Origin of the sequence: Neoaquamicrobium sediminum (genome assembly GCF_013240295.1) — a bacterium.
Lineage (GTDB): Bacteria > Pseudomonadota > Alphaproteobacteria > Rhizobiales > Rhizobiaceae > Aerobium > Aerobium sediminum.
On record NZ_JABETK010000002.1, the window covers coordinates 1,511,726 to 1,535,246 of the forward strand.

Annotated in this window: 20 protein-coding genes, 1 tRNA gene and 1 pseudogene; 10 read left to right on the top strand and 12 right to left on the bottom strand. The window is 65.8% G+C overall.

Going from position 1 to position 23,521, the window contains the following annotated elements; translation table 11 throughout:
• Window positions 1–126 precede the first annotated feature (126 nt).
• The 3 genes and pseudogenes from HK436_RS19270 to HK436_RS19280 all read left to right on the top strand — a co-directional run bounded on the left by HK436_RS19270 (window position 127) and on the right by HK436_RS19280 (window position 3,670).
• The gene (locus tag HK436_RS19270) at window positions 127–1,482 is read left to right on the top strand and encodes a formimidoylglutamate deiminase (RefSeq protein WP_173192331.1); all 1,356 of its coding nucleotides are present in this window, start codon (window positions 127–129) and stop codon (window positions 1,480–1,482) included.
• Window positions 1,479–2,192: a histidine utilization transcriptional repressor HutC gene (gene hutC, locus HK436_RS19275; protein ID WP_173192333.1), complete on the top strand. Its 714-nt coding sequence runs from the start codon at window positions 1,479–1,481 to the stop codon at window positions 2,190–2,192. Before HK436_RS19270 ends, hutC begins: the two co-directional genes overlap by 4 nt.
• 58 nt (window positions 2,193–2,250) lie before the next feature.
• A pseudogene (locus HK436_RS19280) lies at window positions 2,251–3,670 on the top strand (amidase).
• A 3-nt stretch (window positions 3,671–3,673) separates the two neighbouring features.
• Here HK436_RS19280 and HK436_RS19285 read toward each other — a convergent pair.
• Genes HK436_RS19285 through HK436_RS19300 form a run of 4 tightly spaced genes read right to left on the bottom strand, consistent with a single transcriptional unit; the run spans window position 3,674 to window position 8,429 of the window.
• Window positions 3,674–4,198, bottom strand: coding sequence for a sarcosine oxidase subunit gamma family protein (locus HK436_RS19285; protein WP_173192335.1), 525 nt, complete (start codon window positions 4,196–4,198; stop codon window positions 3,674–3,676).
• Window positions 4,191–6,902: a 2Fe-2S iron-sulfur cluster-binding protein gene (locus HK436_RS19290; protein ID WP_173192337.1), complete on the bottom strand. Its 2,712-nt coding sequence runs from the start codon at window positions 6,900–6,902 to the stop codon at window positions 4,191–4,193. The genes HK436_RS19285 and HK436_RS19290 overlap by 8 nt, the downstream gene beginning before the upstream one ends.
• On the bottom strand, window positions 6,899–7,165 hold the full coding sequence (locus HK436_RS19295) for a sarcosine oxidase subunit delta (protein ID WP_173192338.1): 267 nt from the start codon (window positions 7,163–7,165) through the stop codon (window positions 6,899–6,901). Before HK436_RS19295 ends, HK436_RS19290 begins: the two co-directional genes overlap by 4 nt.
• Window positions 7,166–7,175: 10 nt before the next feature.
• Window positions 7,176–8,429 carry a sarcosine oxidase subunit beta family protein gene (locus HK436_RS19300; protein ID WP_173192340.1) on the bottom strand — a complete coding sequence of 418 codons (1,254 nt, stop codon included), beginning with the start codon at window positions 8,427–8,429 and terminating at the stop codon, window positions 7,176–7,178.
• A 138-nt stretch (window positions 8,430–8,567) separates the two neighbouring features.
• Between HK436_RS19300 and HK436_RS19305 the strand changes: the two genes are divergently transcribed.
• From HK436_RS19305 to HK436_RS19315, 3 genes are all read left to right on the top strand, one after another.
• On the top strand, window positions 8,568–9,749 hold the full coding sequence (locus HK436_RS19305) for an amino acid aminotransferase (RefSeq protein ID WP_173192342.1): 1,182 nt from the start codon (window positions 8,568–8,570) through the stop codon (window positions 9,747–9,749).
• An 8-nt stretch (window positions 9,750–9,757) separates the two neighbouring features.
• The gene (gene kynU / locus HK436_RS19310; protein ID WP_206680545.1) at window positions 9,758–11,044 is read left to right on the top strand and encodes a kynureninase; all 1,287 of its coding nucleotides are present in this window, start codon (window positions 9,758–9,760) and stop codon (window positions 11,042–11,044) included.
• 255 nt (window positions 11,045–11,299) lie between these two features.
• Entirely contained in the window at window positions 11,300–12,064 is a 765-nt protein-coding gene (locus HK436_RS19315; protein ID WP_173193639.1) for an SDR family NAD(P)-dependent oxidoreductase, read from the top strand.
• A gap of 25 nt (window positions 12,065–12,089) precedes the next feature.
• Here the strand turns inward: HK436_RS19315 and HK436_RS19320 are convergent, their stop codons facing one another.
• The gene (locus tag HK436_RS19320; protein WP_173193641.1) at window positions 12,090–13,070 is read right to left on the bottom strand and encodes an MBL fold metallo-hydrolase; all 981 of its coding nucleotides are present in this window, start codon (window positions 13,068–13,070) and stop codon (window positions 12,090–12,092) included.
• Between the two features lie 242 nt (window positions 13,071–13,312).
• Here HK436_RS19320 and HK436_RS19325 point away from each other — a divergent pair, with 242 nt between their 5' ends.
• Entirely contained in the window at window positions 13,313–14,728 is a 1,416-nt protein-coding gene (locus tag HK436_RS19325) for an MFS transporter (protein WP_173192344.1), read from the top strand.
• On the opposite strand, the gene HK436_RS19330 is transcribed toward HK436_RS19325, so the two are convergent.
• Window positions 14,713–15,444 carry an RlmE family RNA methyltransferase gene (locus tag HK436_RS19330; RefSeq protein WP_173192346.1) on the bottom strand — a complete coding sequence of 244 codons (732 nt, stop codon included), beginning with the start codon at window positions 15,442–15,444 and terminating at the stop codon, window positions 14,713–14,715. The two genes, HK436_RS19325 and HK436_RS19330, sit on opposite strands and share 16 nt — an antisense overlap.
• Entirely contained in the window at window positions 15,441–16,853 is a 1,413-nt protein-coding gene (locus HK436_RS19335) for a Ppx/GppA phosphatase family protein (RefSeq protein WP_173192348.1), read from the bottom strand. The genes HK436_RS19330 and HK436_RS19335 overlap by 4 nt, the downstream gene beginning before the upstream one ends.
• 353 nt (window positions 16,854–17,206) lie before the next feature.
• Here HK436_RS19335 and HK436_RS19340 point away from each other — a divergent pair.
• Together HK436_RS19340 and HK436_RS19345 are read left to right on the top strand one after the other, a co-directional pair.
• Window positions 17,207–17,280, top strand: a tRNA-Gln gene (locus tag HK436_RS19340).
• 219 nt (window positions 17,281–17,499) lie between these two features.
• Window positions 17,500–17,868, top strand: coding sequence for a hypothetical protein (locus HK436_RS19345; RefSeq protein ID WP_173192350.1), 369 nt, complete (start codon window positions 17,500–17,502; stop codon window positions 17,866–17,868).
• A gap of 3 nt (window positions 17,869–17,871) precedes the next feature.
• Here HK436_RS19345 and phnE (HK436_RS19350) read toward each other — a convergent pair whose 3' ends face one another.
• The 5 genes from phnE (HK436_RS19350) to psrA form a co-directional block, all read right to left on the bottom strand.
• On the bottom strand, window positions 17,872–18,711 hold the full coding sequence (gene phnE / locus HK436_RS19350) for a phosphonate ABC transporter, permease protein PhnE (protein ID WP_173192352.1): 840 nt from the start codon (window positions 18,709–18,711) through the stop codon (window positions 17,872–17,874).
• Between the two features lie 15 nt (window positions 18,712–18,726).
• Complete coding sequence (gene phnE, locus HK436_RS19355; RefSeq protein ID WP_173192354.1) at window positions 18,727–19,548, bottom strand: phosphonate ABC transporter, permease protein PhnE; 822 nt, start codon at window positions 19,546–19,548, stop codon at window positions 18,727–18,729.
• Window positions 19,548–20,300, bottom strand: coding sequence for a phosphonate ABC transporter ATP-binding protein (phnC, locus tag HK436_RS19360; protein WP_173192356.1), 753 nt, complete (start codon window positions 20,298–20,300; stop codon window positions 19,548–19,550). The genes phnE (HK436_RS19355) and phnC overlap by 1 nt, the downstream gene beginning before the upstream one ends.
• A gap of 65 nt (window positions 20,301–20,365) precedes the next feature.
• Entirely contained in the window at window positions 20,366–21,271 is a 906-nt protein-coding gene (locus tag HK436_RS19365) for a phosphate/phosphite/phosphonate ABC transporter substrate-binding protein (RefSeq protein WP_173193643.1), read from the bottom strand.
• Window positions 21,272–21,348: 77 nt separating this feature from the next.
• Complete coding sequence (psrA, locus tag HK436_RS19370) at window positions 21,349–22,473, bottom strand: iron-containing alcohol dehydrogenase PsrA (protein WP_173192358.1); 1,125 nt, start codon at window positions 22,471–22,473, stop codon at window positions 21,349–21,351.
• 93 nt (window positions 22,474–22,566) lie between these two features.
• Between psrA and HK436_RS19375 the strand changes: the two genes are divergently transcribed.
• Complete coding sequence (locus tag HK436_RS19375) at window positions 22,567–23,448, top strand: LysR substrate-binding domain-containing protein (protein ID WP_173193645.1); 882 nt, start codon at window positions 22,567–22,569, stop codon at window positions 23,446–23,448.
• The last annotated feature ends 73 nt before the right edge of the window (window positions 23,449–23,521 follow it).

Here is a 23,521-nt window from a genome sequence, read left to right on the forward strand (position 1 = left end):
TTGGCGTTGCGCCAGACCTTCACCGACATCGTTCCTCCTTCGACAGGCAGAGGGGCATTTCCGCCTTTCATTCCTCACCAATATGTATATACATAATGAAAAGCGACGCAAGCGGAGTCTTGGGCCATGACGGTGATCTTTGCGGAACAGGCGCTCACGCCCGGGGGCTGGCTCGAAAACGTCAGCATGACGGTCGCCAACGGCCGCATAGGCCGGATCGAACCGGACTCTTCACCTGCCGACGCCGACGAGCGCTGCACGGTTCTGCTGCCGACGGTCGCCAATCTCCACAGCCACGCCTTCCAGCGCGCGATGGCGGGCATGGCCGAACATCGCGGCCCCACCGCCGATACCTTCTGGACCTGGCGCGAGGTGATGTATCGCCATGCGCTGACGATGACGCCCGAGCACGTCGAGGCGACCGCGCTGATGCTTTATGTCGAGATGCTGGAGGCAGGCTTCGGCCGCGTCGGCGAGTTCCACTATCTCCATCATGCGCCGGACGGCCGGCGCTATGACGACGAGGCCGAGATGGCGGGCCGCATCGCCGCGGCCGCGCAGGCAAGCGGCATCGGCCTGACGCTGCTGCCCGTCTTCTACGCGCATTCGACCTTCGGCGGCGCCGAGCCGACGCCGGGCCAGCGCCGTTTCATCAACGATGTCGAAGCTTTCGCGCGCCTGCTTGAATCATCCCGCAAGGTCGTTGAATCACTACCTGAGGCAGTCGTCGGCGTCGCGCCACATTCGCTGCGCGCTGTCACGCCCGACGAGCTTGCGGCGGTGGTGCCGCTCGCAGCCGGCGGCCCCGTGCACATCCACGTCGCCGAGCAGGTCAAGGAGGTCGAGGACTGTCTTGCCTGGTCCGGCGCCCGCCCCGTCGAGTGGCTTCTGGCCAACGCACCCGTTGACGGCAACTGGTGCTTGATCCATGCCACCCACATGAACGACAGCGAAACAATCGCGGCCGCGCGCACCGGGGCCGTGGCAGGCCTCTGCCCGGTCACCGAAGCAAATCTCGGCGACGGCATCTTTTCCGGCTCCCTCTTTGCCGCGCATGACGGCCATTGGGGCGTCGGCTCCGACTCCAACGTCCTCATCGGCCTCGCCGACGAGTTGCGTCAGTTCGAATATGCCCAGCGGCTCGGCAATCGCGCCCGAAATGTCATGGCAGGCGGCCCCGGTTCGACCGGCCGCGCGCTTTTCGATGCCGCGCATCGCGGCGGCGCCCGGGCGCTCGGCGCAGCGGACGCTGGCATCGCCGTCGGCGCACCGGCCGATTTCATGGCGCTCGACACCACGCACCCCACCTGCGAGGGCAAGGCCGGCGACGCGCTGCTCGACGCCTTCATCTTTGCCGGCGCGGGCCGGCCGGACCGCGTCTGGATCGGCGGCCGCAAGCTGGTCGAAAACGGACGTCACCGTCTGCGCGACGAAGCCGAACGTGGCTTCCGCAAGGCCCTGCGCGAGTTGTCGGAGGCATGACCGTCCCCTCCTCCCTCCACCAGCGCATCCTTGCCGACATCGGCCAAAAGATCGTCTCCGGCGAATGGCCGCCCGGCCATCGCATACCCTTCGAGCACGAGCTGACCGAGCAGTATGGCTGCTCGCGCATGACCGTGAACAAGGCGCTGACCCAGCTTGCCAAGGCGGGGCTGATCGAGCGGCGCAAGCGCTCCGGCAGCTTCGTCGCCCGTCCGCGCTCGCAGGCAGCGGTGCTGGAAATCCACGATATACGCACGGAGGTCGAAGCGCTCGGCCTGCCCTATCGCTATTCGCTTTCGTCGCTCACGCAGCGTCTCGCCGAAACGCCGGAAGACGCTACAGCGGGCTTTTCCGATGCGGTCCCGCTTCTCGACATCGCCTGCCGGCATTTCGCAGGCGACGCACCCTTCTGCCTGGAAGAACGCCTGATCAGCCTCGAAGCTGTACCGGAGGCTGCGGTCCAGAGCTTTGCGGACACTGCGCCCGGCGCGTGGCTCATCAGCCACGTCCCATGGAGCACGGCGGAACACACCATCCGCGCGGTCGCGGCCGACCGCGCCACGGCGCGCATGCTGGATGTTCCGCCAAACACGGCCTGCCTCGTGGTCGAGCGCCGCACCTGGTCGGGCGGCCTGCCCGTCACGCGCGTGCGGCTCACATATCCGGGCACAAGCCACGCCGTCGTGGCCCGCTTCACGCCGGAAGGCTGAACCGTTGCTTTTGCCGCGCCCGGCAGCCATGCTGCCCAGGCAACGCATCGGAGGAACCATGACATCGTCGCTCATCGGCCAGTCGGCCTGCACCATCGTCGACCGGCTGAAAAGCGAAGACGTTTCCCCACTCGATCTTCTCGACGCGCTGGAGGAACGCATCGCCGCGGTCGACCCGGCCGTCAACGCCCTGCCGACGCTGTGCTTCGATCGCGCCCGCAACCGCGCCACCGAACTGATGAAGCAGCCCGTCGAGAAGCGCGGGCGGCTCGCCGGCCTGCCGGTGCCGATCAAGGACCTGACCGAAGTGGAGGGTGTGCGCACCACGTGGGGCTCGCCGATCTACGCCGACTTTGTGCCCGAGCGCTCCGACATCCTGGTTGAGACCGTCGAGGCCGAAGGCGGGCTCATCTACGCGAAATCGGCCACACCCGAGTTCGGCGCCGGCGCCAACACCTTCAATGAGGTGTTCGGCATGACGCGAAACCCCTGGAACACCAGCCGCTCGGCGGCGGGTTCCAGCGGCGGCGCGGCGGTCTCGGGCTGGCTACCGGCATGGCATGGGTGGCGCATGGCTCCGATCTCGGCGGCTCGCTGCGCAATCCGGCGAGCTTCTGTGGCATCGTCGGCCTGCGCCCGAGCCCCGGCCGCGTCGCTGCCACGCCCGGCACCATCGCCGACAACATCCTCTCGGTCGAAGGCCCGATGGCACGCACGGTCGAGGATGTTGCCCTGATGCTCGACGCGATGACCGGCGAAAACCCGCTCGACCCCGTTTCGCTGCCGCGGGACGGTACGTCCTATCTGCAAGCCGCGCGCTCCGGAATGCCGATACGAAAGGTCGCCTTCAGCGCCGACCTCGGCGTGACACCGGTCGATCCAGAGGTCGCAGAGATTTGCCGCCGCGCGGCCTATCGCTTCCGTGAGCTCGGTGTCGAGGTAGTGGATGCACACCCTGATCTTTCCAACGCCCACAGCGCTTTCCAGACGTTGCGGGCCAGAGGCTTCGCGGCAGCCCATGCCCGCAAGCTCCAGGAGCACCCGGCAAGCTCAAGCCGGAGACGGTCTGGAACGTTGAAAAAGGTCTGCAACTGACGATGGCCGAAATCATCGAGGCCGAGACGCAGCGTACGGAGATGATCGCCAATGCGGTCGCGTTCCTGACCGACTACGATCTGCTGATGACACCGGCGACGATCGTCGCGCCCTATCCTGTCGAACAGCGCTACGTCACCGAATGTGCGGGCGTAACCTTCGACACCTACATCGACTGGCTGGCCATTGCCTTTGCCGTGTCGCTTACGACAGCACCCGCACTGTCGCTGCCCTGCGGCTTTACCGCAGAGGGGTTACCCGTCGGCCTGCAGATCGTGGCGATCCCGCGCGGCGAGGCGAAGCTGCTTTCAGGCGCGCGCCAGCTCGAAAAGCTGCTCGACCTCGACACCGTTTCGCCGATCGATCCGCGCCCGGGAAGCTGACGGTCAGCTTCTGCCTTCCAGCCAAGCCCAGAGATAGGCCGCGAGAGGTGCCTCGACATGCAGGCGCGCCGTCTCAGGCCCAATCCGATAGAGTAAGACGGTAACGCCGGCGAAAAGCACGGCCGCCGAGCGGCTGCCTGCATTGATGTCGACGGAGGTGCCCTCGGCCACGATCTCGCGCAGCGCGACGCCGGATATTTCGAGGATCGCATAGGCGTCGTCGCAGGGCGTGGCGACATAACCGTTCCGCCAACCGGGCGCGGCAGCAAGCGGACCGGGCGAGACCAGAAGCGTGCGGTCGCGCCCGATCCGCACGGCAAAAGGCTCCGCCGCAGCCACCGACCAAAGGCTGATTTCCGGCGCGGCAGGCATGAGTTCGGCAAGGGCGGCATCCAGATCGCCGGAAACAAGTGCCTGGCCGAGCCCCAGGACGCGCCTCACCGAATAGGCGTCCCCATCGATCCGCGCGGTTGTCCAGTCCGGCGCCGGGCTCCAGAACAGCCCGCGGTCTCGCATCGTCTTACGCATCGATCCGGCTCCCCTCGCGATCGAAGAAGCAGGGCTGCGCGATGACCGCGCGTCTTGCTTTGCCCAGATGGAACAGGCTCACCTCTTCGCCCATGCGCGACATGCCCTGCTCGACCAGCCCCAGCGCAATCGGGCCGCCGACGGCCGGGCTCTCGTAGCTCGAGGTGACGTAGCCTGCCGAGCGCCGCTTGCCGCCGGTTTCGTCCAGCACATGCGCGCCGGTCGGCAATGCGGGCCCGCCATCCGCCACCACGAGCCCGACAAACTGCTGCCGGTTGTCGCGCAAGGCGTTCTCGGTGAACAGCGAGCGCTTGCCGACATATTCGCCCTGCCGCTTGTCGCGCGGGCCGGTGATGCCCAGATCGTGCGGCATCGACGTGCCGTCCGTATCCTTTCCGGCAATGATGAAGCCCTTTTCGGCGCGCAGCAGCAGCAGTGCCTCGGAGCCCATGAGCACGGCGTCGAGCGCCCTGCCCGCTTCGTTCATCGCAGCCCAAAGTGCTGGCGCCTTCGATGCCGGCACCGAGATTTCGTAGGAGCGGTCGCCGGTAAAACTGACCCGCGCCACGCGCGCCGCGCCCCCTTCGAACGAGCCTTGCGCAGCGGCCATATGCGGCAGCGCCGCGTCATCCAGGTCCACACCGAGCGACAGCGCCGCAACCAGCGCCTTTGCGCGCGGACCCGTCGCGGTCAGCGTCGCCCAGTGCGCAGTGAGATTGTGCACGAACACCGCCGCCGGATCGAACCGATCCTGCCGCCACTCTTCCAGCCGCGCGACGACGCCGGCCACATGGCCCGACGAGCAGGAGACGACGTAATGGTCGTCCGCGAGCTTCACCGTCACGCCATCGTCGTAGATGACGCCGCCCTCGGTGAGCATGAAGCCGTAGCGGATTCGGCCGGGTTTCAGCGTCGAGATGGTGTTGTAGGAATTGTAGTCGACGATCGCGCCCGCCTGCGGCCCGAACACCTCGATCTTGCCGAGCGGCGAGCCGTCGAAGATCGCGACCGTCTCGCGCGCCTGGCGCGCCTCGCGCCGTATCTCGTCATCGGCCTCGCCACCACCATAGAAGGCAGGCCGCAGCCAGCCGCCATACTCGCGAAAAACCCCGCCCGCCGCGCGATGCTGCGTCTCCAGCGCCAGCCGCCGCACCGGATTGAACAGTTGCCCGCGCCGCCGGCCGGCCACCACCGTGAACGGCACCGGCACGAAGGGCGGGCGGTAGGTGGTCGTTCCCGTATGTTCGATCGTGCGGCCGGTAACCGCGGCCATCGCTGCAAGACCGTTCATATTGGAGGTCTTGCCCTGATCGGTCGCCATGCCGAGCGTCGTGTAGCGCTTGAGATGTTCGACCGAGCGGAAATTCTCACGAGCGGCGAGTTCGACGTCCTTCAGCGTCACGTCGTTCTGGAAGTCGATCCACTGGCGGCCCTTTGCGCCGGGGTTCGGCCATGCCGGTGCGATCGCATAGTCGCCAAAGTCGCCCGCCGCCGCGCCCGCAAGCGATATGCCGTCGACAGGAGCGCCCGGCACGAAGGCGGCGATGGCCTCGTCGTAGCGCAGCTTTCCCTTCGCCTGGCAGAACAGATGCACCGTCGGCGTGTAACCGCCTGAAGCCAGCACGCAATCGGCCTCGATCCGCTTTCCCGAGATCGTGACAGCCTCGACGCCTTTTCCGCCATGAACAGCGTCGACGCTGGCGCCCTCCCGCAGGTCGGCGACCGTCACCGCAGCGCCGGCTTCCCTCAGCGCATCGGCCAATCCCAGTGCACGCGAATTGTTGACAGCAAGCACGATGCGCTCGCCCACCAGCACGCCGTAGCGGCGCAGGTAATAAAGCGCGGCTTCCGCCGACATGACGCCTGGCCGGTCATTGTCGGCAAAGACCAGCGGCCGCTCGATCGCGCCAGTCGCGAGCACAATCCGCTTCGGCCTGATGCGCCAATGCCGGTCGGGCGCTCCGTCCCGACGCTCCCAGCAGCAGACGAGATTGTGGTCATAGATCCCGTAGGCAGTTGTCCGCGACAAAATCCGCGCGCCGGCCTGCTCGACATCACCGGCAAGCACGGCAGCCCGCTCTGCCCCATCGGCCTCACGATGGAGCATTGTTCCGCCGGGCTCGAAACGATCGTCGACGACGATTACGCTGCCACCTGCACGCGCCGCATCGCGCGCTGCCAAGAGCCCCGACCGCCCCGACCCGACCACAAGCACGTCGCAGCGCGCGTTCATCGCGGGACTGTCGGCCGGCGGCTCGTGCGCGGGATCGAGCCGCCCCAGCCCCGCCATGGCGCGAATGCGCGGTTCGAAGCGATGCCAGTCCGGCCAGAGAAAGGTCTTGTAGTAGAACCCGGCAGGCAGGAATGGCGACAGCCGGTCGAGCAGGCCGAGCCGGTCGCCCTCGGCTGTCGGCCGCGCATTGACGGAGCGCAGATCCATGCCCGCTTCGAGGCGCTGCGTCGTCGCGCGGACGTTCGGCCACGTCTTGCCGTGGATGGTCACGTCGAGGATCGCGTTCGGCTCCTCGCTCCACGCACCATGGATGCCGCGCGGCCGGTGATACTTGAACGAGCGGCCGACAACGCGCACGCCATTGGCCAGCAATGCCGAGGCGAGCGTATCGCCCTCCCGCCCCTCATAGGCTCTGCCGTCGAAGGTGAAAGCCAGCGGCGCGCCGCTGTCTCGGATGCGGCGCGCGCTCATGCCTCCGGCCTCCGCAGCGAGTGCGACCCCGACACCGCATGGCTCACGGTGTCGCGTTCCATCAGGAAGAACTCGCCGCAGGTCGCGTGTAACCAAACCTCCCGTGTCGCGCCCTTCGGGTTGTGGTCGAAATGAAGGTAGCGCGCCCAGGCATCTGCCGAGACCTCGGCCGCCGGCTCGGGTCGCGTCTTGCCGGCCTCGGCGCAGAATGTGAACTCGGTCTCGTCGCGCTCGCCGCAGAAGGGGCATGAAAAGAGTTGCATGATCCGCCCCCTAATGCGCGATGCCGGAACCGGCCGCTTCATCGACGAGGCGGCCGGTCGCGAAACGGTCGAGGTCGAAGGGACGGCTGATCTCGTGGTGTTCGCCGGTGGCGATCAGATGCGCGGTCAGCCAGCCACCCGCCGGGATCGCCTTGAATCCGCCCGTCCCCCAGCCTCCGTTCAGGTAGAGCCCAGACACCGGCGATGGCCCGATGATCGGCGAGGAATCCGGCACCACGTCGACCACGCCTGCCCACTGCCGCAGCATCCTGAGCTGCCCGAAGGCGGGAAACATCTCCAGCATGCCGGAGACGACTGTCTGCTGCATCGGCGGATTGCCGCGCTGCGCATAGGAGGGCACGCGGTCGAGCCCGCCACCCAAGACGATCTCGCCCTTGTCGGACTGGAATAGATAGGTACCGGTGCCGGGATAAAGCACCACCGTGTCGAGGCAGGGTTTCACCGGTTCCGACACCATCGCCTGCAGAGAGTAGGAGCGGACGGGAAGCTGGAAGCCCGCCTTCGCCGCAAGCACGCTCGAATGACCGGCAACGCAGAGCGCCACTGCATCGGCGTGGATCGTGCCCAGCGACGTCTCGACGCCGACGCATCGGCCGCCTTCGATGAGGAAGCCGGCCACCTCGCAATTCTGGACGATGTCGATGCCGAACCCGTCGGCGGCGCGCGCATAGCCCCAGGCAACGGCATCGTGGCGCGCGACGCCTGCCCGCCCCTGCCAGGTTCCGCCGAAGATCGGATAGCGCGCTTCGTCGCTGGTGTTGAGCAGCGGCGCCTTGTCCAGCACGCCGTCGCGGTCGAGCAGTTCGGCATCGGTGCCGTTGATCTGCATCGCATTGACGAGCCGCGCCGCCATCTCCATCTCGGCCGGCGAACTGGCGACTGTGACGACGCCGCGCTGCGACAGCATGACGTTGTAGTTGAGCTCCCGCGAAAGCCCCTCATAGAGCTTCAGGGAGAATTCGTAGAGCGCCACGCTTTCGGCATAGAAATAGTTGGAGCGGATGGTCGCGGTGTTGCGGCCGGTATTGCCGCCACCCAGCCAGCCTTTCTCCAGCACGGCGACATTGGTGATGCCGTGGTTCTTGGCAAGGTAATATGCGGTCGCAAGCCCCTGCCCGCCGCCGCCGATGATGACGGCGTCGTAGCGTGGCTTCGGTTGCGGCGAGCGCCAGGCGGGCTGCCAGCCGCTATGGCCGCGAAGACCTTCGCGCAACAACCCGAACGCGGAATAATGTCTGGTCACATGTCCCCTCTCGCTGGCGACATCGCGCCGACTGCGATCTAAGGCCGCGCCGCGCGCTGGCACAACCACGGATGCGACCAAATCTGTTGCGCGACCGAACGATTTAGGGCTTTGTGGCGCCGTTCTTCGGAGGGCCCCATGTTCGAGACACTTCAACCCGCCGCACCCGACGGCATCCTCATGCTCATGTCGCTCTATCGCGACGATCCGCGCACCGACAAGCTCGACCTCGGCGTCGGGGTCTACAAGGATGTCGACGGCAAGACGCCAGTCATGCGCGCGGTCCGCGAGGCCGAGCGACGGCTTCACAAGACGCAGGCCAGCAAGAGCTATCTCGGGCTTGCCGGCGATGTCGTGTTTAACGAGCTGATGATCGGCCTTGTGTTCGGCGAGAAGGCGGAACGCCCTCGCCTGCGTGCCGCGCAGACGCCCGGCGGCACCGGCGCGCTGCGGCTGCTGGCCGACCTGATCGCGGCTTCGCGCCCCGATACCACCGTGTGGGTGCCGGACCCGACCTGGCCCAACCACATGCCGATCCTGCGCGCCGCGGGCTTGACCGCGCGCACCTACCCCTATTTCGACAGCACGACCGGCAGCGTGCGTTTCGACGCGATGATCGAGGCGCTAAAAGGCGCGGTGCCCGGCGACGTGGTGCTGCTGCACGGCTGCTGCCACAACCCGACCGGTGCTGACCTCTCCGCCGCACAGTGGGAGACTGTTGCCGCGCTCCTTGCCGAACGCGGCCTGACGCCTTTCGTCGACATCGCCTATCAGGGGTTCGGCGACGGGCTGGAAAAGGATGCCGCCGGCCTTCGCATTCTCGCGGCCCACGTGCCGGAACTGCTGGCCGCCGCAAGCTGCTCCAAGAATTTCTCCGTCTATCGCGACCGAGCCGGCGCGGCGCTGCTGCTGGGTCGCAATGCCGCCGAGGCGGACACCGCCTATGGCCAGTTGCTCGGCCTTGCGCGCGGCATCTGGTCGATGCCCCCTGACCATGCGGCTGCATGCGTGCGCATTGTGCTCGAAGACGACGACCTGCGCGCCGACTGGAAGGCGGAGCTGGAAGCCGTGCGGCTGCGCATGCTGAGCCTGCGCGAAGGCTTTGCCGAGGCGCTGCGCCGCGAGTCCAATTCCGATCGCTTCGATTTCATCGCCCGCCAGCGCGGCATGTTCTCGAGGCTCGGCCTCACCGGCGAGCAGGTGTCCCGCCTGCGCGCCGAGCACGGCGTCTACATCGTCGGTGACAGCCGCTTCAACGTCGCCGGTCTGCCCGGCGACCGGCTCGATGCGCTAGCCACGAAGGTCGTTTCGGTATTGTAGGAGGCGTAATGTCCACCACCATAGACAGGGTCAAGGCCGCCCGCGAAGCAGCCTCCGCCGGGCTCGACAGCGCCCGCGGCATGGACCGGGAGGATGCGCTGGCCCCGATGCGCGGTCTCTTTGCCCTGCCTGCCGGCGAGATCTATCTCGACGGCAATTCGCTGGGCGCGATGCCGGCCTCCGTCGGTCCGGCCATGGCCGAGGCCCTTTCGGAAGGCTGGGCGAAGGACCTGATCCGGAGCTGGAATGGCCGCAACTGGCACATGCTGCCGGTTACGGTCGGCGACCGGCTGGCGCCGCTGATGGGCGCGAAGGCGGGCGAGGTGCTGGCCGCCGACTCCACTTCGGTCAATCTCTACAAGGTGTTCTGCGCAGCAATGCGCATGCGCCCCGATCGCACCGGCGTCATCTCCGAGCGGAACAATTTTCCCACCGACATCCATATCCTCCAGGGCGCGATCGCCAACGTTTTCCCGCAGGCGCAACTGGCGCTCGCAGACGATGACGACGAATCCGTGCTTTCGCTGCTGGGGCCAGACACGGCGGTTGTTTGCCTGAGCCAGGTCAACTACCGCACGGGTCGCCTGCGGGACATGGCACGTGTCACCAAGGCCATTCACGACGCCGGCGCGCTGGTCATCTGGGATCTGTGCCATTCGCTGGGCGCGCTGCCGATCGACCTCAACGGCTGCAATGCCGACTTCGCCGTCGGTTGCTCCTATAAATACATGAATGGCGGTCCCGGCGCGCCGGCATGGCTTTTCGTCGCCTCCCGCCACCTGGCCAGTGCCGGCAATCCGCTGACGGGGTGGCAGGGTCATGCCGCGCCGTTCGCCTTCGAAGTCGATTTCGCACCGTCGGCAACGATCGAGAAGTTCCGGGTCGGCACGCCGCCCGTTCTCTCCTATCTGCCCTTGCTCGAAAGCCTCGCCGTCTTCGAGCGCACCGACATGGACGCCCTGCGCGCGAAGTCGCTGAAGCTGACCGGCTATTTCATGGAGCTGGCCGACGAGAAACTTGCCAGGCACGGCCTCAAGGTCATCACACCGAGAAAAGAGGCCGAGCGGGGCAGCCAGGTCGCGCTCACCCATGAACATGGCTGGCCGATCATGCAGGCGCTGATCGCCTGCGGCGTCGTCGGCGACTTCCGCGCTCCGGATATCCTGCGCTTCGGCTTCACCCCGCTCTATGTCGGCTTCGAGGATGTATGGGGCGCGACCGCCACGCTCGAAGCGATCATGGAAAGCGGTCTCTGGCGCGAGCCCCGCTTCGCCGAACGCAAGCTGGTGACGTGACCACGGTTCACGACGATTGACCTTCCATCGACGATGTGCGTCCTTCGAGGCTCGCTGCGCTCGCACCTCAGGATGAGGGAGGTTGCCCGTCGAACTCGCGGGTCAGCGGGCTCGATATACGACAGCTTCGAGGATGAAGGATGTTGGCATCAAGCCAACCACATTGTCGGTTCGATCAACCCACCTCCCTCATCCTGAGGTGCGAGCGCAGCGAGCCTCGAAGGACGCACTATCAACATGAAAGCGACGCCAACCATGATGCCATCCGTCAGACACCCCGACCTCGAAGGCAGGTCCGTACTGATCACCGGCGGTGGCTCGGGCATCGGCGCGGCACTGACTGAAGGCTTCGCGCGGCAGGGCTGCAAGGTGGCCTTCATCGACATCGCGCGAGAGGCCTCAGAGACGCTGGCTGCGCGCCTGCGGGATGCCGGTCTGAGCGCGCTCTTCCTGCAGGCCGACCTGCGCGACATCGACGCCCTGCGTCAGGCAGCCGCCGAAGCCGCGGAGACGCATGGGCCCGTCACCGTGCTGGTCAACAACGCGGCATACGACCAGCGCCACGAGATCGCCGACGTGACGGTCGACTACTGGGACGACAATCAGGCCATCAACCTGCGGCCGCATTTCTTCACCGCCCAGGCGGTGGCGCCGGGCATGAAGGCGGCGGGCGGTGGCTCGATCATCAACTTCACCTCCACCTCCTTCATGATCAACCATCCCGACATGCCGTCCTATACGGCGGCGAAAGCCGGCATCATCGGGCTCACCAAGGGGCTGGCCGGCAAGCTCGGCCCGGACCGCATCCGCGTCAACGCGATCGCGCCGGGTTGGGTGATGACGGAACGCCAACGCGAACTGTGGGTGACGCCCGACGGGCTTTCCGCCCATCTCGAGCGGCAATGCCTGAAAGAGGAGATGCAGCCGGCAGACCTCGTCGGACCTTGCCTCTTCCTGGCATCAGACGCTTCCCGCATGTTGACCGCGCAAACGCTCATCGTCGACGCCGGGCATTTGTAGAGGCGGCCGACACCCGCGTTCGCTCCTAAAGCATCATCTGGTAGCTGACCGGCACGAACCGATAACCCTGGTCGAGCGGTTCGGCATAGCCGAGCGCCGGGAAAGGCATGTGGTAGCCGAGGAATGGAACCCGGTCGGCCGCGATCATGTCGAACACGCGCCGGCGCGTCGCCGCCGCCTCCTCCTTGTCCATATCGAAACGCACGTGCCAGTCGGGACGCTGCAGCGAGGCGACGTAGTGGTTGGCCGTGTCGGCGGTCAGCACGAGCCGCTTGTCTTCGGATTCCAGGTTGAAGATCATGTGGCCCGGCGTGTGGCCGGTGGCCAGCATCGCGCTTATGCCCGGCACCACCTCATCGCCATCGCCCAGGAAAGTCATCTTCTCCGCCAGCGGCACGACGTTGGCTTGAACGGCCCGCGCCGAGTTCTCGGTCGGCCCGCTCAGGCGCTCGTCGGCGGTCCAGAAATCGTACTCAGCCTGTCCAGTCACGTAGCGTGCATTGGCAAATGTCGGAGCACCGTCTTCCATCACCCCGCCGATATGATCGCCATGAAAGTGGGTGAGAACGACGACCGACACGTCATCGGCGCTATAGCCGGAAGCCTCAAGCCGAGAGCGTAGCTGTCCCATACCGCCTTCGCGCGCGGCTGCCCCCAGGCCTGTGTCGAAAAGCACCAGTTCGGACCCGGTATTGACCAGCGTCGGCGTGAAGCTGTTCACGAACCGGCCCGCGGGCAGGAAATTTTCCTCCAGCAACGCAGCCATGGCCTCGGCATCCTGGTCCTCGCCGAAGGTCGGATGCGGCCCATCGCCCGGCCGCAACCCGTCGAGGATCGCCGTCACCTCGAAGCCGCCGAGATTGAAACGATGGAAGCCGGCATTGCCCACATCCGTCATCGGCGCCTGGGCATGCGCGGCCCGCACCATGATCTGCGGCGTTGCCAGAACCGCCGCCGTACCCGCTACGCTCATCTTGAGAACCGATCTGCGATCTGCCGTTGGCATCATCTTGCCACTCCCTCCGTTCAAATGTCGATGCTGCGAACATGGCAACCTCGGCGGCGGCGGCAAGGGTCTCACGGCAACGTGAGCGTTCGTGAGATGGCCACGACGGAAACCGCCAACGGAAATAGATGATAAGACTGCCTTATGGATTGATGACGCCCGCACCCCCTGTGCTAACCCGCCGTCATGTCCGACCATCCTGCGCCGTTGTCCCGGCGCGCTCCCGCCGACTGGCTCGTCCGTTGAACCGCACCATCCCGCTCATTCTGGCGGTGGCGCTGTTCATGGAGCAGATGGATTCGACCGTCATCGCCACATCGCTGCCGGCCATTGCTGCCGACATCGGTACGAGCCCGATCACGCTCAAGCTCGCTCTGACCAGTTACTTCGTCGCGCTTGCGATCTTCATTCCCGTCTCGGGCTGGATGGCCGACCGCTTCGGCGCCAAGCGTGTGTTCCGCATCGCCATCGTCGTCTTCATGCTGGGATCGCTTGCCTGCGCGATGGCCGGCTCGCTCGGCGCATTCGTGGCCGCACGCTTCCTGCAAGGCATGGGCGGTGCGATGATGACGCCGGTCGGTCGTCTCGTGCTGGTGCGCTCGACGCAACGCAGCCAGCTCGTCTCGGCCATGGCATGGCTGACCGTGCCCGCATTGATCGGCCCCCTCATCGGCCCGCCGGTCGGAGGCTTCATCACCACCTTCTTCACCTGGCACTGGATCTTCCTGATCAACATCCCGATCGGCCTGCTCGGCGTGATCGTATCCGGCTACGTACTGCCCGACATGCCGCCCTCGCCCGTCGCCCGCATCGACTGGACCGGCTTCTTCCTGTCGGCACTTGCCGCCGCCGGCGTCGTCTTCGGCCTCTCGGTGGTCAGCATGCCGGCGCTTCCCCCGATCATCGGCGTCACCACGCTTGCCCTCGGCATCGCGGCCGCCGTGCTCTATGTGCGGCACGCAAGGCGCATCGCCACACCGATCCTCGACCTCAGGCTGTTCGACAACCCGGCCCCGCGCATTGCCATCCTGTCGGGCACCATCTTCCGCATCGGCATCGGCGCGGTGCCGTTCCTTTTGCCGCTGATGTTCCAGCTCGGCTTCGGCCTCAGCCCGTTCGAATCCGGCATGCTGACCTTTGCGAGCGCTTTGGGCGCGATCGCGCTGAAATTCGTGGCGACGACCGCCCTGCGGTTAGCCGGCTTCCGCAATGTACTGATCTTCGCGACGATCGCCGGCGCGCTCCTGATGGGCGCCAACGCCTTCTTCACCCCGGCAACGCCTTACTGGGTCATCATAGCGGTGCTGGTGGCGGCCGGCTTCACGCGCTCGCTGTTCTTCACCTCCAACAACGCGCTGGTCTTCGCCGAGATCGACGACCGGCAGGCGAGTCAGGCAACGGCGATCGCCTCGGTGGCGCAGCAGATTTCCATCGCCATGGGCGTAGCCTTCGCCGGCATGATGCTGGAGGCGCACCACGTTCTGACCGGCGAGCCGACGGGGCTGGCCGCCTTCGGCCCGGCCTTCATCGGCGTCGCCCTGCTTGCTGGATGCGCGGTGCTGCCGATCCTGTGGTTGTCGCCCGACGCAGGTCTGACCGTATCCGGCCATGTCCGCAAGAAACTGCCACCGCAGGAAAGCCCTCACTCGGTCGACTGAGGGTCCGTTTCCGCCCTGCCCTTGAAGTCCTTGGCGAGGATGTAGAGCTCGACCGACTCGTCGCGCGAGGCCGGTGGCTTGACGTGATGCACCGTGCGGAAATTGCGCTTGAGAAGGTCGAGCAGCCCGCCTTCCGTGCCGCCCTGAAACGTCTTCGCCAGAAAATGCCCGCCGGGCTTTAGCACCTGGATCGCGAAATCGGCCGCGACCTCGCACAGATGCATGGTGCGGATGTGGTCGGTGCGGCGGTGCCCCGTCGTCGGCGCGGCCATGTCGGAAACGACCAGGTCGGGCGCGCCGCCCAGCGTCTCCATCAGCCGCGCCGGCGCCTCGTCGTCGAGAAAATCCATCTGCAGGATCGCGGAACCCGGCACCGGGTCCATCTCCAGATAGTCGATGCCGACGACGGTCGGCGCATCCTCCGGCGACTTTACCCGTGCCGCCGCCACCTGCAACCAGCCGCCGGGTGCAGCCCCCAGATCGATCAAGCGCTGGCCCGGCTTCAGCAGCTTGTGTCGGTCGTCGATCTCGATCAGCTTGAACGCCGCGCGCGAGCGATAGCCTTCCGCCTTGGAGCGGTGAACGTAGGGATCGTTGAGATGCCGCTCCAGCCAGCGGCGCGACGAATTCTTCAGCCCGCTCTTCTTCTTGATCCGCGTCTTCAGCGCGCGCGCACCACCGCCGCCCGACGCCCCGCTCTTGCCCGGCTTCTTCATCGCCCGAACGCTCCCCTGCGGCGGTTGCGGCGCCAGGCGCCGTCGTCGGCCATCAGCTCCGAAAGCATGCCCTCGCGCAGGCCCCTGTCGGCGACGCGCAGGCGCTCCGACGGCCAGTGGCGGCGGATCGCCTCCAGGATCGCGCAGCCCGCGAGCACGAGGTCGGCCCGGTCCGGTCCGATGCAGGGGTTCGCCATGCGCTCCTCGAAGCCCCAGCCAAGCAGCTTCTCGATCATCGCATCGACATGTCCATTGTCCATCCACAACCCGTCGACGCGGCGGCGGTCGTAGCGCTCCAGTCCCAGATGCACGCCCGCCAGCGTCGTGACCGTGCCGGACGTGCCGAGCAGGTGGAAACGCTCGCCCGCCGCCAGATGCGAAAGCCGTGTCCGGCCCTCGAAGCGGTCGAGCATGCCCGACACCTCCTCCACCATCGCCTCGAAGATCGCGGGCGTCACATGCCGGCCGCCGAACCGCTCGGCAAGCGAGACGACACCGACCGGCAGCGAGGTCCACGAGACGATGTGGTTGGCAAGCCTTGGCGTGCGGTGGCGCGAAACGTCGATCAGCGCGATCTCGGACGAGCCGCCGCCGATGTCGAACAGCACCACGCCATCCGTGCCGCGCTCGACCAATGAGCCGCAGCCGGAAACGGCGAGTCGCGCCTCGGTCTTGCGGTCGATGACCTCCAGTTTCAGCCCGGCCTCTGTCTCAACGCGGGCGATGAACTCCGCGCCGTTTTCGGCCGAGCGGCAGGCTTCGGTCGCGATCAGCCGCGCCTTGCGCACCTGCCGCGACTGCAGCTTGTCGGCGCAGACCTTCAGCGCCTCGACGGCGCGGTCCATCGCCGGCTGACCGAGCCGGCCGCTGGCCGAAAGCCCCTCGCCCAGCCTCACGATGCGTGAGAATGCATCGATGACGCGAAACTGTCCCGGCCGCTGCGGGATCGCCACCAGCAGCCGGCAATTGTTGGTTCCAAGGTCAAGCGCCGCATAGACGGGAAGGTCGGCCGCGCGAGGCCGCTGGCCGTTGGCCGCATGTTGCCCTCCGGCCGCGCCACCCTTGCCTATGCCCGGCTGGCCCTGCGGCGCTGCCGGGGCTTCCTTCGCCACCTGGCCTTGCGCTGTCTGCCCGGCTGCGGGGCTCGACTGTACCGCACCGGGGTTGGCGCCGCCGCCCGGCGTCACGCCATCGCGCGCGAAAACCTTGCGGCCACGGCGTCGCTTGCGGCGTTTTCTGGATTGGCCTTTTCCGGGAGCGGCGTCACGACCATCCCGTGCCGGCGCAGGATTGCCCTGGCTCCGGCTGCTGGGGTGTCCGGAATGCGGCGCGGCGGCCTCGACCGGCCCGCCCACGCCGCCAGACGCCCCGCCCTGCGGCGCATCCGCGCCCGAATCGGGGTCTTTCACTGGCTATCCTTTAGCGCCGCGCGAACCAAAAGGACGCAGCAGGCGCACTCGTCTTTTCTGTTGGCGACAGAGTATCAGCGCCGATGCCAAACACCAAGTGCGTGTGCCGGCGAAATTTTCGCAACGCTCGCAGGATGCCGGCAGCACCCGGGTCACCCGCATTGGGGCGGTAGCGTAAAGGCCCTCGCCATTCTTCAGGAGCATATTTCCCCGGGGATCACCCGCATTGGCGCTGTAGTGGAACGACGGTTTGGGGTTGACTATTCGCCGTCCGTGGCTATATCGGGCGCATTCGGTGCCGCCCACGCTGCACCACCGCCCGTTTCAGGGCGAACCCGGCCAAAGCGCCGTGTTGGGGAATAGGTTAACGGTAGACCCACGGACTCTGACTCCGTTAGTCCTGGTTCGAATCCAGGTTCCCCAGCCAACTTACTTAGCAACATCTAAGGCTGTGGATTTGCGATCTCGTTCGTCGAGATGGCACTCGTGTGGATTTTAGGGAATTTTGCAACCTGATCCAGTCGGCACCGTGGTATCGGACCGGTCTGCAAGGCACTCCAGGTCAGTCCGCGCGACTAACAGCGACCGCAAATCTGAGGAGGCATCTAAGTTGGAGCCTACAAACCAGAGACCGCCGATCGAATTCGTGGCGCTGCTCACCTGGATCAGCTCCTCGATAATAGTGGCCGTCTATCTGCAAATATCGCCTCCCGCCGTCTTGGGTGGCGTGTCGCTGGTCTACCTAATGATCACCGCGTTCATCGTATTACTGTCGACTATGGGCGTTATGGCCGCCCACGCCTTCTTCTCCCGCAGCGTCCTCGCCTTTTTGGTGGGTGGGCTCCTCGGCCCGTGCATCGTCTTCGGCTTTGTGGGCATTATGGGTGGCCTTAGCGCCACCCCAGGGTTCAGCCCTTTCTTCCTCATCTCCTGCGCAGTCCCCGGCGGCTTGCAGGGCGCAGTCTCCTATCTGCTGACGAAATATCCGAAAGAACAACGCAGGAAGAGTGCGTGACTCTCACCGCATCGCGGCGATCTTCCTGCGCAGCCAGCCGGAGCCGATTTCGGCGAGCAGCACGAGAGCGATGATCACCAGCAGGATCGCGGCGACGCGCTGGCTTTCGAGTTGCTGCGTTGTGCGTTTCAGGTACCAGCCCATGCCGCCGCCGCCGAAGAAGCCGACCACGGTCGCAGCCCGGAAGGCAACGTCCCAGGTGTAGATGGCGATGCCGGTAAAGGCGACGCGCACCTGTGGCAGCACCGCATACTGGAAGACCTGCAGCGGGCTCGCGCCCACCGAGCGCATGGCTTCCACCGGCCCCATGTCGATCGCCTCCAGCTCGTCGGCGAACAGCTTGCCGGCAAAGCCGATGCAGAACACCGTCAGCGCCAGTGTGCCGGCCAGCATGCCGAAGCCCAGCACGGTCACGAACAGGATCGTCCAGATCGTCTCGTGGATCGACCGGCTGCCCATGATCGCGAAGCGCCCGAAGGGATAGGCGATCCGGCGGCCGATCGTGATGTTGCGCGCCGCAAGCCACGCGAGCGGGATGGAGCAGACCACGCCCAGGAAGCCACCCAGCAGCGACATTTCCAGCGTGCGGATCACCGAGCGGATGAAATCGGCATCGGTGACATAGCCGAGGTCCGGCGGGAAATAGCGCGTCGCCAGAATCTCGGCGAGCCGGGGAAAGGCCCCAAGCACTCGCGACAGGTCGATGTTGAGGAACGCGATCGACCAGCCGAGGAAGGCGAGCACGGCCAGCATGACCGCGAAGCGGATCGTGGCCTCCGGGTGACGGTAGCGCGACCAGCTCTTGCGTGGCGCGGCGACGGTTTCGGCGGTAACGACGGTCATGGCGCCCTCCTCAGATCACGGCCTTGCGGGCAGTAGTGAGACGACCTCGCCGATCGCGATCAGCACCAGCACGGCCAGCACCACCAGCGTCACGCCGCCATAGTTGAACATCGCCATCTGGCGGAAGAACACGAGGCCGAGACCGCCCGCGCCCACCAGTCCCATGATGGCGGAACGGCGGATGTTGATGTCCCATTCGAAGATGATGGTGCCGATGATGACCGGCAGGATCTGCGGCACGATGCCGTAATACATCACCTGGAACTGGTTGCCGCCCACGGCGCGGATCGCCTCCACGGGCTTGGGATCGATGTTCTCGATCGCCTCGGCGGTGATCTTCGAAATGAAGCCGATCGAGCGCATGGCGACCGCGAGAATGCCCGGAAGCGCACCCAGCCCTACCGCGCCGACGAACAGCAGCGCCCAGATGATCTCGTGGATCGAACGCGACAGCACCATCAGGAAGCGGCCGACGGGGTAGAAGAAATATTTGCTCGGCGTAACGTTGGCCGCACCGAACCACGCCACCGGCAGCGAGAGCACGCAGCCGAGCAGCGTGCCCAGCGTCGCCATCATCAGCGTTTCCAGCGCCGGCACGATCAGGTGCGGCACCAGCGACCAGTCGATCCACAGGAAGCGTTCCAGCGTGCCGCCGATACCCAGCGCGCCGCCCATGCGCGCCCAGTCGGTATCGACCATGATGGTGTCCCAGAAACACCAGCCGAGCACGGCAAGGGCAGCTGCCACCAGCAGCCAGTTGTTGATGCGGCGGCCGCGCTTGTGCGCGACCCATGCATCGAACCCGTGTTCGGAGACGGCCGGTGCTGCGACGCTCATCACAGCACCTCCATCGCGTAGATCTCGTCGAGGTCCTGCTTGCGCATGCCCTTCGACGGCCCGTCGAACTTCTTGTAGCCGTCCTGCATGCCGATGATGCGGTTGCAGGTTTCCAGCGCAAGCTGCACGTCGTGAATGTTGCAGAGCACCGGCACCTTGAACTCGTCGGCAAGCTCGCGAATGAGCCCCATGACATCGCGAGAGATCTTGGGGTCCAGCGCCGAAGTCGGCTCGTCCAGGAGCAGGATTTCCGGTTTCTGCATCAGCGCGCGGGCAATGCCGACGCGCTGGCGCTGGCCGCCCGAAAGGGCGTCGGCGCGTTTGTCGACATGGTCCTGCAGGCCCACACGTTCCAGCAGATGCAGCGCGCGGTCGATGTCCTCGCGCGGAAACGCCTTGAAGAAGGAGCGGAAGGCCCCCGTGTAGCCGAGCCGGCCGGACAGCACGTTGTCCATCACCGACATGCGGTTCACCAGGTTGAACTCCTGGAAGATCATGCCGATGCGCCGCCGCAGGTGCCGAAGCTCCCCGCCGCGCAGCGCACGTACATTCTGGCCGAACAGCACGATGTCGCCCTCGGTCGGCTCGACCAGCCGGTTGACGCAGCGGATCAGCGTCGACTTGCCTGCGCCGCTGGGGCCGATGACCGCGCAGAAGTCGCTGTCGTCGACGGAGAAGTCGATCCCCTTCAGGATCTGCGGCCCGCTCGAAGTGTAACTGACTTTCAGGTTGCGAACGTCGAGCACAGGCACGCGGTTCTCCTCATGTCCGGGAAGGCCGCGACGTGCGCGGCCCTCCACAATACCGGCCTCGTGTCTCACTGACCTTCGGCCTTCTTTTCGGCGTCGACCAGCTTGCGGATGATACCGTAATCCGAATCCTGCATGGCGACGAACTTGGTGGACTTGATGCCGTCGAAGAACGGCTTCGCATCGGGGTTTTCGTGCAGTGTCAGGAACGCTTCCTTGATCGCGGCCTTGATGGGCTCGCAAAGGTCGGTGCGATAGACCATCGGATCCTGCGGGATGATGCCCGACTGCCATAGAACGCGATAATCCTCCGGCGCGGCGAGCCCGCGATCGATGACGTTGTCGAGGCGATGGGTTGCCACGAAGGCGTCGTCGACGCGGCCTTCCTTGACGGCCAGGGCCGACTGGTCGTGACCGCCGGTGTAGACCACCTTGGAGAAGTACTTCTCCAGTTCGGGCCCGGTGCCGATCTCGTCCCCGAAGACCATGCGCGGCATCAGGTTTCCGGACGTGCTGGCGGGATCGGCGAGGCCGACGATGGTGCCCTTCAGCGATTCGATGCTGTCGAACTTCGAGTCGGACCGCACCACCAGCACGGCGCGATAGCCCGGCCCTTCCTCCTGGAAATGACCCTTCACCTTGGTGTAGGTCGCAAAAACCTCCAGGTTCGGGTCCTTCTCCCTGGCAAGCACATAGGAATTCGGCCCATGGACGCCGATATGCACCCAGCCATTGACCATGCCTTCGATCACCGAGGCATAGGATGTCGGCATGAAGAACTCGACGCTCTTGCCGGTCTTCTCCTTCAGGGCGTCCAGAAGCGGCTTGTAGATGTCGAGTTCCTGCGTCGTTTCCTCGGTCGGAATGATCGAGAAGACGAGCTGGCCGGGATCCTTGCACTCCTGTGCCAGGGCCGCCGATGCGTAGGCAACGACCGCCGGCGGTCGCCAGTGATGCGAGTATGCGGGTAGCAGGCTTCATGTTTTGCTCCTCCCTTTTGAGCGTCAATCCAGACGGGCGTGCTGCGCAATGCAGACGCCCGAAATTCCCGTCAGGCCACCGCCTTGCGGCCGCCGCCCTCCAGACCGGCAACGGCAACCAGCTCCTCCCGGCTGCCGATGAAGTTCTGGCCACGTTCCCCCTCGAACGCGGTATCGATAAGCGCGCGCCACTCCGCATCGTCGATGCCATAGGCGCGGAAATCGGTCGAAACGCCGAGCTTGTCGAGCGTGGTCTCGAGGCGCTCCGCCGCACCGGCGGCATCCGTCCCGAAAATGGAGCGCAGCCCCTCCTCGCAAATGCCTCCCTGCCCGGCGACACTTCGGATGATCATCGGCAGCGAGAACGAGCAGGCGATGCCGTGCGGCACGCCATGTTTGAGCGTGATCGGATAGGAAAGCGAGTGCGCGATCGCCGTCTTGGTATTGGAGAACGCGAAGCCGGCCAACGTGGCGGCACGCGCCATACGCTCGCGCAGTTGAGGGTTGCGCAGGTCTCCGGCAAGCGCCGGCAGCGTTGAGAGAACGCCACGCGCGGCGGCCACCGCATGGGCCGCCGAAACGGGGTTGGCGTTGCGGTTCCAGAGGCTTTCAAGCGAGTGCGAGAGCGCGTCGAGCCCGGTCTGGATCGTCAGCTCGCGCGGTTTGCCTGCCATCAGATCCGGGTCGACGAGCGCCACCTCGGGATAGAGCCCCGGATGCGCCAGCGAATATTTGCTGCCGGCGGCATTGTCCCAGACGGTGCCCCAGCAGGTCACTTCGCTGCCGGTTCCGGCGGTGGTCGGCACGGCGATCAGCGGCCAGGGCGAAAGTGTTTCGGCGCCGGCGCGCTTCTTCAGGAATGCGTCCATCGCGGCGAAATCACCGCGGGCGGCGGCGAAAACCTTGGCGGAATCGATCACCGAGCCGCCGCCGAGCGCAACGATCACCGGTGTTGCGGCAAGTGCGGCGAACCGCGCCACCTGACCTTCGAGCAACGCGATGTCCGGGTTCGGCGCGATGTCCTCGACGACCAGCAGCGGCTTTCCCGCGCTCTTTTCCAGCGCGGCGGCCAGGCTTCGGAAGTAGGGTTCGCCATAAGTGACGAGCACATAGGGACGCCCGTTCAGCAGCGAACCGAGCTTTGAAAAGCTTCCGTGTCCGAACTGCACGTCGACCGGGTTACGATAGGACCACACGGCGATTTCCTGCGTTGAATGTTCTTGCGCTTCGAACCGTGACCGACTTGCAGTCCATTGACTAATACAAATTTCCGGCCACTATCATTGACTGTGGCTATAGTTTTCACGCACCTCCGTTCCTTTCATGCAGTGGCCGAGCATCGCGGTTTCACGGCGGCCGCGCAGGCGCTCAACATCAGCCAGCCCACCGTCACGACGCAGGTGAAGGAGTTGGAAGAGCGCTACGGCGTAGAGCTTCTCGTGCGCCGCGGTCGGCGTGTCGAGCTGACCGAAACCGGCGCGGCGCTGTTCGACATCAGCCGCAGGATCATGAAGCTGACCGAGGAAGCCGACGAGCTTCTGCTCTCCAGCGGCCATCTGACGATCGGGCAGTTGCGTGTCGCCGCCGTCGGGCCTTTCCACGCAACCGACATGATAGCCCGCTTCCTGGCCGCCTATCCGGCGATCAAGGTCAGCATGCTGCTCGGCAATTCGGACCAGACGCTACAGCGCATCCTCGAACTGGAGGCGGATGTGGCGATACTCGCCCATGTGGTCGACGATCCGCGCGTGCATTCGGTGCCGTTCAGTACCCACGAGGTCGTCGTGTTCGTCAACACAGACCATCCGTGGAACGCGCGCGACGCGGTCTCGATCGCCGAGCTGGCCGACCAGCCGCTCATCCTGCGCGAGACCGGCTCGACGACCCGCCGCGCGCTCGAACGTGCCGCCGAGACGGCGGGCGTCGAGATCAGGCCGTTTCTGGAAATCGGATCGCGCGAGGGAATCTGGAAGGCCGTCGAGCGCGGACTTGGCATCGGCGTGGTGGCCGATTTCGAGTTCGTCGCCCACCCCCGGCTCGCCACCATCGCCATCTCCGATGCCGCGATACGCACTGAGTACCGCCTGGCCTGCCTTCAGGAACGGCGCAACTCACCGAAGATCGAGGCTTTCATGGAAACCGTGCTGGCCGACCGGCACACCGGAAGATAGCCCCAGCCTATCATTCCATTGACAGTATCGATTTGACCAATGGTCGCTGCGGCGCGACTTCTAAGGCTCGCTG